Origin of the sequence: Numidum massiliense (assembly GCF_001375555.1) — a bacterium.
Lineage (GTDB): Bacteria > Bacillota > Bacilli > Thermoactinomycetales > Novibacillaceae > Numidum > Numidum massiliense.
In genome coordinates this window covers 2,595,255-2,611,015 of sequence record NZ_CTDZ01000009.1, presented here as the reverse complement: position 1 = coordinate 2,611,015, position 15,761 = coordinate 2,595,255, and the positions used below count along the sequence as shown (strand labels likewise).

13 protein-coding genes are annotated in these 15,761 nt (G+C 51.5%); 7 read left to right on the top strand and 6 right to left on the bottom strand.

Features of this window, described 5'->3' with window-relative positions:
- Positions 1-168 precede the first annotated feature (168 nt).
- The 5 genes from BN1247_RS12235 to BN1247_RS12215 all read right to left on the bottom strand — a co-directional run bounded on the left by BN1247_RS12235 (position 169) and on the right by BN1247_RS12215 (position 3,761).
- The gene (locus BN1247_RS12235; protein ID WP_054950644.1) at positions 169-525 is read right to left on the bottom strand and encodes a hypothetical protein; all 357 of its coding nucleotides are present in this window, start codon (positions 523-525) and stop codon (positions 169-171) included.
- A 130-nt stretch (positions 526-655) separates the two neighbouring features.
- A complete protein-coding gene (locus BN1247_RS12230; RefSeq protein WP_054950643.1) occupies positions 656-1,087 on the bottom strand; it encodes a hypothetical protein in 432 nt (143 codons plus the stop codon).
- Positions 1,088-1,186: 99 nt separating this feature from the next.
- Positions 1,187-2,236: an amidase domain-containing protein gene (locus tag BN1247_RS12225; protein ID WP_187119782.1), complete on the bottom strand. Its 1,050-nt coding sequence runs from the start codon at positions 2,234-2,236 to the stop codon at positions 1,187-1,189.
- A gap of 494 nt (positions 2,237-2,730) precedes the next feature.
- Positions 2,731-3,165: a ferritin-like domain-containing protein gene (locus BN1247_RS12220; protein WP_054950641.1), complete on the bottom strand. Its 435-nt coding sequence runs from the start codon at positions 3,163-3,165 to the stop codon at positions 2,731-2,733.
- A gap of 161 nt (positions 3,166-3,326) precedes the next feature.
- The gene (locus BN1247_RS12215; RefSeq protein ID WP_054950640.1) at positions 3,327-3,761 is read right to left on the bottom strand and encodes a YjdF family protein; all 435 of its coding nucleotides are present in this window, start codon (positions 3,759-3,761) and stop codon (positions 3,327-3,329) included.
- A gap of 287 nt (positions 3,762-4,048) precedes the next feature.
- On the opposite strand from BN1247_RS12215, the gene gatC reads away from it, so the two are divergent.
- From gatC to BN1247_RS12190, 5 genes are all read left to right on the top strand, one after another.
- The gene (gene gatC / locus BN1247_RS12210; RefSeq protein ID WP_390622048.1) at positions 4,049-4,339 is read left to right on the top strand and encodes an Asp-tRNA(Asn)/Glu-tRNA(Gln) amidotransferase subunit GatC; all 291 of its coding nucleotides are present in this window, start codon (positions 4,049-4,051) and stop codon (positions 4,337-4,339) included.
- Positions 4,340-4,357: 18 nt separating this feature from the next.
- Positions 4,358-5,824 (top strand): Asp-tRNA(Asn)/Glu-tRNA(Gln) amidotransferase subunit GatA, encoded by a 1,467-nt coding sequence (gene gatA, locus BN1247_RS12205; RefSeq protein WP_054950639.1) that lies wholly within the window; start codon positions 4,358-4,360, stop codon positions 5,822-5,824.
- Between the two features lie 14 nt (positions 5,825-5,838).
- Positions 5,839-7,272 carry an Asp-tRNA(Asn)/Glu-tRNA(Gln) amidotransferase subunit GatB gene (gene gatB, locus BN1247_RS12200; RefSeq protein ID WP_054950638.1) on the top strand — a complete coding sequence of 478 codons (1,434 nt, stop codon included), beginning with the start codon at positions 5,839-5,841 and terminating at the stop codon, positions 7,270-7,272.
- Between the two features lie 238 nt (positions 7,273-7,510).
- Complete coding sequence (locus BN1247_RS12195) at positions 7,511-11,569, top strand: dynamin family protein (protein WP_187119781.1); 4,059 nt, start codon at positions 7,511-7,513, stop codon at positions 11,567-11,569.
- A gap of 182 nt (positions 11,570-11,751) precedes the next feature.
- Entirely contained in the window at positions 11,752-12,045 is a 294-nt protein-coding gene (locus tag BN1247_RS12190) for a hypothetical protein (RefSeq protein ID WP_054950636.1), read from the top strand.
- A gap of 225 nt (positions 12,046-12,270) precedes the next feature.
- On the opposite strand, the gene BN1247_RS12180 is transcribed toward BN1247_RS12190, so the two are convergent.
- Positions 12,271-13,347, bottom strand: coding sequence for a tartrate dehydrogenase (locus BN1247_RS12180; RefSeq protein WP_054950634.1), 1,077 nt, complete (start codon positions 13,345-13,347; stop codon positions 12,271-12,273).
- Positions 13,348-13,668: 321 nt separating this feature from the next.
- Between BN1247_RS12180 and BN1247_RS12175 the strand changes: the two genes are divergently transcribed.
- Both BN1247_RS12175 and manA read left to right on the top strand, forming a co-directional pair.
- Entirely contained in the window at positions 13,669-14,637 is a 969-nt protein-coding gene (locus tag BN1247_RS12175) for an ROK family protein (protein ID WP_054950633.1), read from the top strand.
- A 125-nt stretch (positions 14,638-14,762) separates the two neighbouring features.
- Positions 14,763-15,743 (top strand): mannose-6-phosphate isomerase, class I, encoded by a 981-nt coding sequence (manA, locus tag BN1247_RS12170; protein WP_054950632.1) that lies wholly within the window; start codon positions 14,763-14,765, stop codon positions 15,741-15,743.
- Positions 15,744-15,761 lie beyond the last annotated feature (18 nt).

The following is a 15,761-nucleotide window of genomic DNA, read 5'->3' as shown; positions in this document are numbered from 1 at the left end:
CGTATTGGATGTAGCTAGGGATCGGCAGGAGAAAAGCCCAACTTAAAGAACTGAATAGGCATAAGGTGAAAGGTTCGAGCCTGTAGCTCGAATGGTTGAAAAGCCTGAGTTGATGAGGTTGAGCGGAAAAAGGAGGGGTATAAATGTCCTTACCCCTTTGCATTTCCGTTAGTCACCTTTTAAAAGAATGAAGTGATCGGTTAGTGTGATAATCTCAATTGTTTTTCCATCCTTCGTAAACACTTGTAGGGCCCCCATTTGCTCTTCCTTTTGTTCTTCCCAACCCCATTTTTTAATTTCCTTAAAGTATCTGTCCGGTAGACCGTTTTCTTCTGTTAACCCATTTAATTTGTATTCGATATGCGAGTTTCTCTTTTTCGCGATGAGGGCGCTTTTTGGAACGGGAAATTCGTCATCGAATTCGGACCCACGAAACGAGGTGAGATCGATCGACGATTGTGAACAGGAGACGAGGAGGGCAACGACGGTAATGCAAACAATCGAAAAATAGAGGCGCTGTCGCATGTTTTTTCATCCTTTCTGTCGATCGGCTTTCCAGTTAGTTGTATGAAAAGGGTGAAGAGTAATAAAACTAGCGAGCGAGCGACCTAGCCTTCGTCCACAATCAATTAATCTCGCATGTTATCAAAGAACGTTAACGCATCCATTTAGGGAGAACAAATAACCGTTTTTGCGGCTTTAAGCGGATCACTTCTTCATGTTCTTCGTCGTTTTCACGCCAACGAAATTTTAGTTCTGCGATGTCGCTGTCTAATCGGGGCTGAGAAACGGATGCAAAATTATATTTATCCGTTATGTGCTCGTTCATCGTTTCACCTTCCTCCAAACCCGCACCAACACGACCGTTAATGATATATTGGATAAAGGTTAACGTCACTTCTCCTTCTCCTTGCCAGTAGAGATGCCCCTGCCACGTATCTTTAGTCGCCATTTCCTCGTCGTAGACCGCTTTCCATTTACCGTTAGCAGTTTCACCGACCCATATTGGCGATTGGTAAGTGGAATAAATGTACCAGACGATGACGATTGAAAGGATGATGGTTACACTAATGAAGATTTTTTTCACCTTTAGTCACCTGCACTTTAATTATAATTTGTAGTTTTTGGGAGGTGGGGAAGAAGGGGTAACGACCATGTATAGGCACCATTACCCCTAGTTAGGACTTTATTTAGAGCCTACAAACTTTATGACTCTAAAGCTCGCTCCTTCTATCGAGGAAAACTTTTTGTTCTTATTATCATTAGAATGATACGTGAACCAAAGGTTCCCTTTTTTGTCTTTTTTGGTTACCACCATTGAATGGTACCATTTTTGGTCACTTTTCCTTTTGATTTGGACGATGTCTCCTACCTTTGCATTTTTGTAAATGGTTTTCTTGCTCTTGGACGTAGTCGATTTCAGTCTTTTGCTCCAATAAGAATAAAAATCTGTGACACGGATCCAAGAAGTAGTAACGCTATATGATGGGTGACAGTGATTACCTCGGCAAACCCACCCCTTTGTACTATACCAGTATGATTTCGTTTCATTAATCCAATCTGGTACGTTCTTAGGTTTCTTCATTCCCTTGCCGCCAGCTTTTACTACTTGTGAAGTGAAATTTGTACAGTCATATTTAAAACTTTTGTAGTTGGAATTCCTTTTGTTCCACCACTTATAGGCATAGTCCCGCGCTTTAGTGCCACTGTAGGCGGCAAATGGCGACACGACATTGGGGTTCTTCTCTTTAAACTCAGTGATTTCCTTCTCAACTTGAGCTTCTTCTTCAGCTGTTTCCTTTTTGATTTGGCCAATTGTTTTGCTCTTGATACCTTCTAAATTAAAGGTGTCAGCGTTAGATTGGTTCAGCTCTCCTTTCAAAGATTGAGCGACCTGGTAGTTCTCGAGTTCGTGGATGTATTCCGTAGCATAAAACAAAATTAAATCGTATTGCGGATGTTTGGCGAGATCAGCATCAGCGTCTTCAATGAGCTGCGATAGGAGGTAGTCCGCTAGTTCGTCCGAGCCGACTGTAAAGTCATACCCTTTCTCTGTAAAATAATTGAAGAGGATCCTTTCGACTTCACCAATTGTGTAATCGTTTTCGGTCTTGGTAACTTGTTCAGAAAATGCAACATTGGGTCCAGTCAGTAGAACAACAACAAGAACAAATGACAAAAATACTTTGATGGCGGTTTTAAGATTGGCAGATGACAGCACTTGTAAACAACTCACTTTGAATAGTTTGATAGGTAGTTCTAGTCATATATTAAAGTATTCGTTTATCCATAGTCAAGGGAAAAATTGAAATAAATATTAAGTAGTCACGAGATACACTAGTATTTATTTTAATTATAGTAAATTTAATTTGTGGTACGTAATTATGTGTTATTTAGTTCGGGACGGTTTATCCTACTAATATAGACGATCCTAGGATGTGAAAGCGTTCCCTATAATGGGTAATTTTATAAAGAAATGTTGCCCTTGGTGTAGAATCCTTTTCGCTTTATGCGTATTTAATTTGGAGCCACCTGCAAGTTATGTTTTCTAATCTATACAGTAGACGTAGCAAACACGTAAGCGGTTCCCTTAAATTTGATAATAATAAGTGAAAGCGATCATTGGTTAGGTCGCACCTTAACGGGATGTGTGTTTGGAGAGAAAAAAACAAGCGCCGCGATTTCCCTCTAGTGATCGGGGTCGCAGCGCTTCGACTTTCCTTCGGCCATCTACTTAAAGCGCGGGTCTTGCAGCAGCCGTTGTAATTCTTCCTTGTGGCCGGTCTCGTCGGCGATCATGTCTTCCAGCTTCATAACGAGTGCGATGTCGCCGATTTTTTCCGCTTGTTCCCGTCGCTCTGTGTAGCGCTTGATCGTCTCTTCTTCCGCTTTTAACGCCGCTTCGAGCATCGCTTTCGTGTCTGTGAGCGGCTCGACGCGAACAGCTTCTGTCGTCGGTGTACCGCCGAGGATGCGAATTTTATCGGCGAGGTAGAGGGCGTGTCCCGCTTCGTCTGTGATTTCGCCTTCAAAAAACGGTTTAAGGGTGAGGCGGTCGAGTCCAGTGACGGTAGCGGCGTTGTACGTATACATGATCGTGGCGGCAAATTCATTCGCTAAATCTTCGTTTAGTCCATCGATTAACGCTTTGACGTTAGCATCCATGCTTGGCTTGACTCCTTTTTATCCGCTTGATGGTGTTAGGTTATCCGAAAGGAGTCGTTTTTATCATTTTATTGGAATCGCTAGCTGGGGATCTCTAACAACAGTATTGCTAACTAAATCAGATCGTGCGACGTGTAAGGACTAACGGTGCGCGGCGCGCCTTACCTCCCGCGATGTTTCGCCTTTGCTTTTTGGCGGCGAATGTCTCGCGTGCGGGCAGCTTTCGCCTCCTTATGCTCGCGGTGGTCTTTTTTTCGCTTTCGCGCGCGTTTTTCCATTTCTAATTGCATCGCCGTTTGCGCATACGTGGAGACGGGCTCGCGTGTCATTTCTTTCGCGACTTGACGTGCCAAGCGTTTCGGGTTGATCCGCTGTCTCTCGTGCACCTCGATGCTAACTGCTACAGACGGTTGGCTGATCAACGCCGCAAGTTCCTGCTGTACGAACTGTAAAACTTCCGTGTTGCGCGGCTCGGAGCCGAAAATGTGTTTCCAAGCGCGCAGTGACGCGCAATGTTTAGATGTCGTTGTCGCGGTTTGCGCGTCTTCAATGACGCCAACCCAAAAATGACCATCGAAAAATACAGACAGTTTCACTATTAAATCCCCCTTGTGTTGTTACCGGAACGACGGACGACCCCAAGGGAGGAAGGTTACTGACATGAAGGATGACCTCATGCGCTCGGACTACCAACCGAACCGTGTTTTTACGTTCCTGTCGTTTATTATATCGCCTCGATGTGGCAACGACAACAAACTACCTTCCCCAGTTCCTTCTCACATCCAGTTCCTTCTCACATCGCTCCATCCTTCCGAACTAGCATCAAAGCGGACAATCGTTTATAATTTTTAGATGGGTAAGTACCTACTTGGAGGTGGAGAGAGTGAGCATTTCCAAAGAAGAAGTTAGGCGCGTGGCCGAGTTGGCCCGTTTGACATTGAGCGACGCGGAATGCGCGCAGTTTCAAGAACAGCTAAACGAGATTTTACATTTTGCGGAAAAACTAAATGAAGTGGATACGGAAGGCGTACCGCCGACGACACACGTACTGGCGTTAAAAAATGCGTTGCGCGAAGATGAGGTTAAGCCGTCGTTGCCTCGGGAAACGGCGTTAGCGAACGCGCCCGACGCACAGGACGGACAGTTCAAAGTGCCGTCTGTATTCGAGGAGTAGAAGGAGGAGTCGTAAAACATGTCACTTTTAAACTTACCTTTGCGGGAGTTACATAAACGGATGGACGGCGGGGAACTTACGGCGACGGACTTAGTCGACGCTTCTCTCGCTCGCATTAAAGAAGTTGAGCCAGACGTCCAAGCGTTTTTGCTTGTCGACGAAGAAGGGGCGCGTGTGCGGGCAAAAGAGGTCGACGCACAGCTCGACGCACAGCGCAAAAGCGGGGACGAACGCGCACCGCTCGCCGGTCTTCCTGTCGGGTTGAAAGACAACTTAAGTACGGCAGGCATGAAGATGACGTGTGCAAGTAAAATGCTCGAGAATTTTACGCCCGTTTACGACGCGACGGTCGTGGAAAAGCTGAACGCCGCTGGAACGGTAACGATCGGTAAATTGAACATGGACGAATTTGCGATGGGGACGGGTACGGAAACGTCGGCATTCCATAAGACGCGCAACCCGTGGAACGTCGAGCGGGTGCCAGGTGGCTCGAGTGGTGGGTCTGCGGCGGCCGTTGCAGCGGGCGAAGTGACCTTTAGCCTAGGCTCCGATACGGGCGGGTCGATTCGCCAACCGGCCGCTTTTTGCGGCGTCGTCGGTTTAAAGCCGACGTATGGGCTCGTTTCTCGCTTCGGGTTGGTTGCCTTCGCTTCCTCGTTAGACCAAATTGGGCCGATTACGAAAAACGTGGAAGACGCAGCCTACGTACTACAAGCGATTGCTGGACACGATGAGCGCGACTCGACGTCGGCGAAGGTAGACATTCCGAACTACGCCCGGCAGTTGACGGGCGACATTAAAGGGCTAAAAATTGCCGTTCCGAAAGAATTGCTCGGCGACGGGATCGACCCGCAAGTGAAAGCGCGCGTGCAAGAGGCGCTCAGCGCGCTTGAGGGGCTCGGTGCACAGTGGGAAGAAGTATCTTTACCACATTCCGAGCACGCTGTTGCTGTGTACATGTTGCTCGGCTCGGCGGAAGCATCGTCGAACTTGGCGCGCTTTGACGGCGTGCGCTACGGGATGCGGGCGACCGAGGCAAATGACTTGCTAGACATGTACAAGCAGACGCGTAGCGAAGGTTTCGGCAGCGAAGTAAAGCAGCGCATTATCCTCGGGACATACGCACTCAGCTCTGACTATTACGATGCCTACTACTTAAAAGCGCAAAAAGTGCGCACGCTCATCCGGCGCGAGTTCGAGGAACTGTTCGCAACATACGATTGCATCGTCGGGCCGACAGCACCGACCCCGGCTTACGGTATTGGCGAAAAAATGGATCCGGTAAATGCCTATTTAGCCGATTACTGTACAATTCCTGCCAACTTAGCAGGTCTGCCCGCGATTAGCGTGCCGTGTGGTTTGGCAGACGGTTTGCCTGTCGGGTTGCAAATTATCGGGAAGGCGTTTGACGACGCAACGGTCTTGCGTGTCGCGCATGCATATGAACAACATACTGATTACCACCGGCAACGGCCGGCGTTGTAGGGAGGCGTTGCCTAATGAAACAGTTTGAAACAGTCGTAGGACTTGAAGTACACGTTGAACTGGCAACTCAATCGAAAATTTTTTGTGGTTGTTCCACCGAGTTCGGCGCCCCCCCAAACACGCACACGTGCCCGATCTGTCTGGCACACCCGGGGACGCTGCCAGTGCTGAACCGGCAGGCGGTGGAGCTCGCGATAAAGGCGGCGATGGCGCTCAACTGCGACATTGCGACAGAAAGTACGTTTGACCGCAAAAACTACTTTTACCCGGATAATCCGAAAGCTTACCAAATCTCGCAGTTTGCACAGCCGATTGGCCAAAACGGTTGGATCGAAATTGAGGTAAACGGCGAGCGAAAAAAAATTCGCATTAATCGCGTGCACATGGAAGAAGATGCGGGAAAGCTCATTCACGCCGACGGCGAGGCGGCGTCGCTCGTCGACATCGACCGCGCGGGGATGCCGCTGATCGAAATTGTGTCGGAACCGGACATGCGCTCGCCGGAAGAAGCGCGTGCCTACTTGGAAAAACTGAAGGCGATTATGCAGTACACCGGTGTTTCTGACGTGAAGATGGAAGAAGGCTCCTTACGCTGTGACGCCAACATTAGTTTGCGCGAGCGGGGGACGGAAGCGTTCGGTACGAAGGCAGAAATTAAAAACATGAACTCGTTCCGCGCGGTGCAACGGGGGCTAGAGTACGAAGAAAAACGGCAAGCCCACGTGCTTAACGAAGGGGGCACAGTCGTTCAAGAGACGCGCCGCTACGATGAAGCGAGCAACAAAACGATTTCGATGCGCTCGAAAGAGGAAGCACACGACTACCGTTACTTTCCTGAACCGGATCTCGTCACGCTGTACGTGGACGATGAGTGGAAAGAACGCGTACGCGAGTCGATTCCCGAGCTACCCGACGCGCGGCAAAAGCGGTACACGGAGCAGTACGGGTTGTCGTCTTACGACGCGGGTGTCATCACTGCCTCCAAATCACTCGCCGACTTTTTTGACGAGTGCTTGACGGAGACAGACGATGCGAAAGCGGTCGCTAACTGGATTATGGGTGAACTGTCCGCCCACTTGAACGCCAACGACTTAGAAGTGGAAGACGTGCCGCTCACGGCCGCCGGTTTGGGTAAAATGATTGCTCTTATCGACAAAGGGACGATTAGTTCGAAGATCGCTAAAAAAGTGTTCAAAGAAATGGTTGCCCACGGCGGCGATCCGGAGCAAATCGTCAAGGAAAAAGGGCTCGTCCAAATTAGTGACGAAGGAAAGTTGAAAGAAATTGTTTCCGATGTGGTCGCAGCCAACCCGCAATCGGTGGAGGACTACAAAAACGGCAAAGGCCGCGCACTCGGTTTCCTCGTCGGCCAAGTGATGAAGGCGACGAAAGGACAAGCCAACCCGCAAATGGTGAACAAACTGTTGCGGGAAGCGCTCGATCGTTAAGGACATACAGGACATATAGGGCGAAGTAAGTCATGAAAGTAAGTCATAAGAACTCCTTTGACGCTCTTCGGGGCGCAAAGGAGTTCTTTTGTGTGGTAAAGGAGGACATCGTGCATTTAAAGTTATATAATGTATCCTAATGTGTGTCCATTTCGTTAACGTTAGTCGTTGCGCGTGATGTATGTACTCATTCGTACCGTTTATAGCCTTGTGGCAAAACAATATCATGTAAGATTTGGTGATAGCTGTGCAGATTGCGCTGAAGGTAGAAGATACGACAAATAGTAATAACGGTGTCATAGGCGAGGCGTTACAGGTGTTAGCGCAAGAAATAGAAAATGCTGGTGACGACGTCACTGCCCACCAGTTTGCTCAGTTAGCGGAGAAAGCGGCGCTAGATGAGCTGTATATTGCGTTTTGCGGGCATTTTTCGGCTGGTAAATCGACGTTTATAAATACGTTAATTGGCAAGGAAGTGTTATCGTCTGGACCGATCCCGACGAGTGCGAACATCGTCTATGTGCGTAAGGGCGAGGAGAAAGTGACAGTTTGCTTAAAGGACGGCGTGGAGCGGACGGTTCCGCTCACTGATGTGTCTACCCTCGACGGCTATTTGCGCGACGGCGAGCAAGTGGAAGCGGTACAAGTAACGCTGCCGCTAACCGATTGGCCTGAAGGGGTGGCTATACTCGATACGCCCGGAGTCGATTCGACGGACGAGGCGCACCGCGCCGCCACTGAAGCTGCCTTACACCTTGCGGACATCATCGTGTACGTGACCGATTACAACCACGTGCAGTCGGAAGTGAATTTTCAGTTTACGCGCATGTTGCAAGAACGTGGTAAAGCAGTCCTATGGGTCGTGAATCAAATTGACAAACATCAGGAGTGGGAAATTCCGTTCAGTGAGTACTGTGCACGCATCGATGCGTCGTTTCGCGATTGGGGGGCGGCACCCGCTGCTGTCTACTTTACGTCGCTCGTCGCTCCGGATCACGACTTGAATCAGTTTACGTCGTTTAAGGAATTGCTCCAGGAGCTAGTCTTGAGTCGTGCCGACTGGTTGCAACAAGCGACTGACCGTGCGGTACGAGAGTTAATCGCACAACACCGCCGCTGGCTGGGGGATCGCCAGCGTGGGGAGCGCGATACATATGCAGCTGTCGTCGCTGCTGGCGAAGGCGAACTCGGGAAAGTCGCGCACACCCGACAGCAACTGGAACACGTGCGTCAAGCGCCAGACGAGCTCGAGGCACAGATGAAAGACGACGTAGCAAAACTGTTGCAAAATGCGCCGATTACGCCGTACGAGACGCGGGAGTTGGCGAAACATTACTTAGAGAGCCGACAGCCTGGGTTTAGAGCGGGCTGGCTGTTTGCCGGTAAGAAGACGGAACAAGAGCGGGAACGGCGTTTGACCACCTTTGTCGACAGTTTTAGGCAAAAAGTGCAGGCACATATCGACTGGCACGTCAAAGAGATGCTCATTCGCCTCGCGCGCGAGGCAGAGATCGCTGATGCCGCATTTGAGGAAGTCGTTTATGCGCTAGAAGTGCCCCTGGATGAGAGCTGGCTCGCCGAGCAAGTGCAAGGCGGTACGACGTCAGACACGTACGTGCTCACGTATATGGAGCAGCTTGCTTCAGCGGTAAAGCGCCGTTACAAGTTAGCGGCCGAGACAATTATTGAGCAAGCCGTTGAGGCCAAAACGAAACAAATGCTTAAGGTCGAAAAAACGCTACGTACGGAGCTTGCGCACTTCGCTAACGTCGTCGGGGCACAGGAACAGCTATCGCGCCTCGACGAGGCGGTAGACGAGGCGATCACAACGTTGCACACGCTTTGGTCGAGTAAGGTATACGGCGACCGCGGTGAAGAGGGGACGGAAAAATCGCCTGCACGCGACTTTCGCGACTGGTTGGCACAGTTAACGGGGGCGCATTCGGGAGAGGCGCATGCACTTGCGACGGCGGCCCTCCCCAATAGGACCAACCAAAGTGCCGCTGTACCCTCTACGGCCGGGACTTCTTCCGCCGCTGCGGCTGGCACAGGCGGAGCTGACGGCGATGAAACAAGCGGGGATGACGCGACAGGCAGTGAAGGATGTGGTGCAGCGGGAGAGGAAAAAACCGCTGCGGCTCGAGAAGCAATTACTGAAGTTGTTACTGAAGGTATTACTGAAGGTATTACTGAAGCTATCGAAGCAGTCGGGGCTAACGACGCGTGCGATGTGACAAGTGGAACGACGGCGCCGCTACAGCAGGCCGGGAGACTACTAGAGCAGACCGCTGAGCTTATTAGCGGTAAGGTTGGGCTACAGGCGATGGAAAAGGCGCTGCGGGAGCGGGCCGAACGGTTGCGACAGAAAGAAATGACCGTTGCCTTGTTTGGCGCTTTCAGTGCGGGCAAGTCGTCCTTCGCCAATGCAATGATCGGACAAGCTGTGTTACCTGTCTCCCCGAACCCGACGACAGCGGCGGTTAACCGCATCGTGCCGCCGCGTGAAACGCATCCCCACGGAACGGCGCGCATTACGTTTAAATCAGTGCGCAACCTAAGTGAAGATATTGCCGCCTCGCTTGCCGTTTTTGGCGAGACAGATTGTACCGACCTATTTTACTCCGACGACACAAAATCTCGCGACGGTGAACAAAAGGTCGACGCACGATTGCAAAGTGAGGCGGAGACGGGGATCCACATAAACAAATTGCGGCGGCGCGTCGAACGGCTGTACAAAAAGTCGACGCGGGCGAGTGCGAAACCGCATTTGGCCTTTTTGCGTGCAGTCGTTGCCGGTTGGGAGGAGAGTGCCCCTTACCTCGGACGCGAGCGGCTCGTCGATTGGGCGGCGTATGCGGGATACGTCGCGAACGAGGAGCAAGCGTGCTTTGTCGAGTCGATCGACGTGTACGTCGACTGCCCGCTCACGCGTGCCGGGGTGCAACTCGTCGATACGCCCGGCGCCGATTCAGTGAACGCACGGCATACGGGGGTGGCTTTTGATTACATTAAAAATGCCGACGCTATCGTGTTTGTGACGTATTACAACCATGCGTTTGCCCAAGCGGACCGCGCCTTTTTGGAACAACTCGGACGCGTGAAGAGCGCCTTCGAACTAGACAAAATGTGGTTCATCATTAATGCGGCCGATTTGGCGCGAACGGCGGCGGAGTTGGACGGCGTACGGGATTACGTCGCGAGAGAGCTGACAGCATGCGGCATTTCTGAGCCGCGGCTATACGCGCTATCGAGCCAAACGGCGCTCTGGGTGAAGCAAGCCGTTCGCGGAAAGTTGCCTGCGGCGGCAGAAAAGGAAATGCGGCGGCGCCTCGGTTTATCGCCGGTGCAATCGGTCGACGAAGCAGCAGGGCTACGTCGCACGGGATTCACCTCCTTCTTTACCGATTTTATGCGGACCGCGATTGTGGAGTTAGCCGAGTTGGCGCTAACGGGAGCAAAAAGTGAGGTCGCACGCACCAAGCGCGTCATCGACGGGTATGCGCAAGCGGCGAACCAAGACAAAGCGGAGCGAGAACGCCAAATTTCTGCCATAAACATGGAGCGACAACGCGCGCTCGCCGTTGTCGAGCAACTCGATTGGCAGGCTGAGCGGCTAAGGTTGACCCAAGACGTGCAAGAACTGTTATACTACGTAAAGCAGCGCTTTTTTTACCAGTTGCCAGAGAGAATCAATGAAACGTTTAACCCCGCCGTTTTTAGAGATGGGCGTAACCATAAAGGGCATCTCGCGGAATGTTTACGGGACTTACTTACCGCGATCGAGAAAGCGATACTGCAAGAACTATTGGCGACGTCACTCCGTGTTGACAAAGCACTCGCAAGAAGTGGGCAGCATTTATTTCGTCAACTTGCGCAAGGGATCGGTGAGGATCAGGAGGCCGACTGGTTAGTATCTTACGATTTTCCGGCGACTGCGGAGCCTGCTTGGCTGCGCGAGCCCTTCACGGTGCCGACGGCTGATTTTGCACCAGCGCTAAAACATTTTAAAAATGCGAAGGACTTTTTTGAGGGAGAAGGAAAGAAGCGTTTGTACGAGGCATTCGAGAGACAGTTTACCGTTGTGATGGGCGACTTTACGGTACAGTACGCATCGAAGTTTTCGAAGTACTACAGCGAGCAGCTGGACAAGAACGTCGTACAGTTACAGCAGCGAATAAAAGAGCAAGTGACCCAACATTACGACGGGCAAATCGCTGTATTGACACAGACGGAGACGGGCGAAAGATGGGCCGCGTTGGCGCGAAAGTTAGCTACGATGTTGCACGAGACACGCTAATCGGGTACGCTAATGCTCAGTTTCTGCTGTCGGTAGCTTCGCGGTTAATACGTGCAGGGTTACGTATAGCCCGCGATCAAAGTCGCGAGTGGCGGTAGTTACTCGCACAGATGAAGCGAGGTTGTGTGCAACTGCTGCGCGAAGGTATACTTGTGGCAGGTGGTTAGGTGAGAGGTGTTTAAATGTTCAACCTTTACGGTTTTGTTGTCATTTTATTCGTCACGCTAGGGATCGTCCGTTTAAATTCGGATCCCGCAGGGGCAATTTACGATTTTTTGATTGCCCTCTTCTTTCTGCTATTTTTCTGGGCGCTCAAGGGGAAACCGTTCTCGAAAGGAATGTACTTGTTCATCGCCCTTTGTTTTTTGGCCAATTCCGGGTTACAGTTTTACTTTGAGAATATTTGGAACGGTGTGTTTAGTCTCATCTTTTCGTTTCTCGCGTTTCGCATTTTGATCGATCTCCGTTCGACGTAGAATTGTTCCAAGGACAGACGAAGGCAACAAGAGGTGGACTCTGTTGCCTTTTGTACGTTTGCGCAACGCGTTTGTACTGTTAACAACGCGTGTATTGTGCCAATTTCCCACTTTTTGTGCTATTTTTTTGTACTACTTAACTGTCCTTTGTCAACCGGTCTTCGCAGCTAATGCCGTCGTTTTCGCTGTAAAAGCTGCTGTGATGGGTATTATGCTCCTCTTGAGCTAGCGCGCACGCTGTTTAATCTGTTCGCAGACGGCGTCGCCGAAGTCGCTCGTCGTCGCGGTGCCGCCGAGGTCGGGAGTGAGCACTCGTTTCGCCTCGATAACGTCTTCGATACTCGCTAACAGTAACGCGGCCGACTCCGTTTCTCCTAAGTGGTCGAGCATCATACTCGCGGTCCACAGGGCTGCAATCGGGTTGGCGATGCCGCGGCCGGCGATGTCTGGTGCCGATCCGTGCACCGGTTCAAACATGGACGGGAACTGTTTTTCCGGGTTGAGGTTGGCTGACGGCGCGACGCCGAGACCTCCGGCAATTGCCGCGCCTAAGTCGGTTAAAATGTCCCCGAACAAGTTAGAGGCGACGACGACGTCGAACTGTTGTGGAGAACTTACGAAAAACGCGGCCAAGGCGTCGATGTGCGTCACGGATGTCGTGACGTCCGGGTACTGTTCTGCGTACGATTGGACGACTTCGTCCCAAAACGGCATTGTATACGTAATGCCGTTGGACTTTGTCGCAGCCGTGAGGCGTTTCCCGGGACTTTTGCGCGCGAGTTCATAGGCGTAGCTTAGGACGCGCTCGACGCCAAAACGCGTGAAGACGGCATTTTGGACGACTGTTTCTTGCGGTGTCCCTTCGTAAATGCGCCCCCCGATATTCGAGTACTCCCCTTCGTTATTTTCGCGTACGACAAGAAAGTCGATATCTCGTGCGTCCCGGTCACGCAGTACGCTCGTGAGGCCGCGCAACAATTTCACTGGGCGCAAATTAATGTATTGCTGAAAGGCGCGCCTAATCGGCAGTAGCAATCCCCACAGAGACACATGGTCTGCCACGCCAGGGAACCCGACTGCGCCCAAATAAATGGCGTCGAACGGCTTTAGTTGCTCCAGTCCGTCTTCCGGCATCATCGCCCCGTGCTTTAAGTAATATTCGCAGCTCCAAGGAAAATCCCGGTATTCCACGGAAAAGCCGCCGTGTACCTCGGCAAGTGTGTTTAGCGCTTTTTGCCCTTCGCGAATGACTTCGACGCCGATCCCGTCGCCGGGAATGAGTGCAAGATGGTAGTTGTTCATACGTACTCCTTTCAACGGTAGAATATAGTTTACAAGTATATGATACATAGAAAACGATTACATGTACACGATGAACAGCACGATGAACGGGGAGCTGCGCGATGACTGCGGCGCTACGTGTGCAGATACGTAGGACGAGTCGCCAGATGATCCTCGAGGGCGAAGCCAATTTTGCTCGTGAACAGTAGAAAGGAGGTGTACATTGTCACGAAAAAGGCGTTCAGAAATAAATGTTCGACAATTATTGACTAATACTAGCTTGTATACATGATAGAATAGTGGGGATGATCACGATTATTTTTTTGAAGGGGAGAAGTTGTCATGGGAGAAGTTAGCTCGCGTGAACAGCCCGGTTACATCGTCGGTGTTGACTTGGGAGGGACAAAAATTGCGACCGCTTTGCTGACGACGGAAGGGCAAGTTGTCGCAAAGACGCGCATGGAAACGCCTGTGCATGAGGGGCCGGACGTCGTCATTGAACGGATGGCCCAAACAGTACGCGAGGTGCAACTCGATCGGGAAATTATCGGTGTCGGGGTAGGTTCACCCGGGCCGCTCAACAGTAAAACAGGGGTTATTTTATACGGACCTAACTTACCTGGATGGGAGAATATCCCCTTAAAAGATAAAATGGAAGCGCGTCTGGGCACAAAAGTGTTAGTGGCGAACGACGCGAATGCCGCGGCGTGGGGAGAGTACGTCTTCGGCGCCGGACGCGGGACGACAAACATGGTGTACGTCACCGTCAGCACGGGGATTGGTGCCGGTCTCATACTAAACGGGAAGTTGTTCGAAGGTAGCGACTCATACGGCGGGGAGCTTGGGCATACGATTGTCGACCCGAACGGTCCGCAGTGCGGTTGCGGTGCTGTTGGCTGTTGGGAGGCGTGTGCTTCCGGTACGGCGATCGGCAAGTATGCGGCAGCGGCGATTCAAGAAAAAGAGTCGCTCATAGCGACGCTCGCTGCTGAGGAAGAAGTTCCGGTCAGCGCGAAGCACGTGTTTATCGCAGCAGAACAGGGCGACGCAGTGGCTACGGAAATTTTTGAAAAGGCGATTCATTACTTAGCGATCGGATTTACAAACATTATTCACTCGTACAACCCTGAGCGGATCGTCGTCGGAGGAGGCGTCAGCAACGTCGGCGACTTTTTGTTCAACGCCTTGCGCGAAAAAACGGCGCAAACCGTCATGGCGCCGTACCGCGGCACGTACGAGATCGTGCCGGCCAGCCTGGGCAACGATGTCGGCTTTATCGGTGCAGCTGCGTTGTTTTTAGGCAAAAAATAGGTGGTAGGAGCGAAACTTCGAATCAGTATTCGTTTGCACGATTAGTGGGAGATGATCGAGTTGGCGGCAGTGGTCCGTATGCCGGGCATAGCGCCGCCCACTCGATATGGTAAGGAGTGTAACTGTTGGGAGTAGAACCGATTTTTTTAACGCCAGTGTTTAAGGAACGTATTTGGGGCGGTACGGCGCTAGCTGACCGTTTCGACTATGAGATCCCTTCTCTACAGACGGGTGAGTGTTGGGCTATTTCAGCGCATCCACACGGCCAGAGTACAGTAGCCGCCGGAACGTATAAAGGGATGGCGCTCGGAACGTTGTGGGAGCAGCACGGCGAGCTGTTCGGACGAAAGCAAGGTGCGGATTGCCGTGCAAGTGGTGCCGTCGATCGCCCGTTCCCGTTGCTCACAAAAATTATCGATGCGAATGCCGATTTGTCGGTGCAAGTGCACCCCGACGACACATATGCACACGCACACGAGAACGGCGAGCTAGGGAAAACGGAATGTTGGTACGTCATCGACTGCGCCCCAGATGCCCACGTCGTGTACGGACATACGGCACAAACGCGCGAGCAGTTAGCGGAAATGATCGCCCGCGGCGAGTGGGAAGAGCTGCTTTGTAAGGTGAAAATTGCGCCCGGTGACTTTTTGTACGTGCCGAGTGGGACGATTCACGCGCTCTGCGCCGGTACACTCATTCTCGAGACACAGCAAAGCTCGGATACGACGTACCGCGTGTACGATTACGACCGCGTCGACAAAGAAGGCAACAAACGGGAATTGCATTTGCAAAAAGCGATCGACGTGACGACGGTGCCGCACGTCGATGGCACGGACGCGCGTTCGGAGATGCCCTTTTCGGGGGGGACGGTGACGACGTTTGTGGAAAACCGCTTTTTTACGGTGCAAAAGTGGACAGTCACTGGCGAGTTGCCGTTAACGCAAGATGAACCGTATATGTTAGTGAGCGTCATCGACGGTAAGGGGCAGTTGACGTGTGACTCGGGAATGTATCCACTACAGCGCGGCGACCATTTGATTTTGCCGCACGGCTTCGGGGCGTTTACAGTGAGTGGGCAGTTGGAGGCAATCGTTTCTCGCGAGTAAAACTGATCAGACGATTGA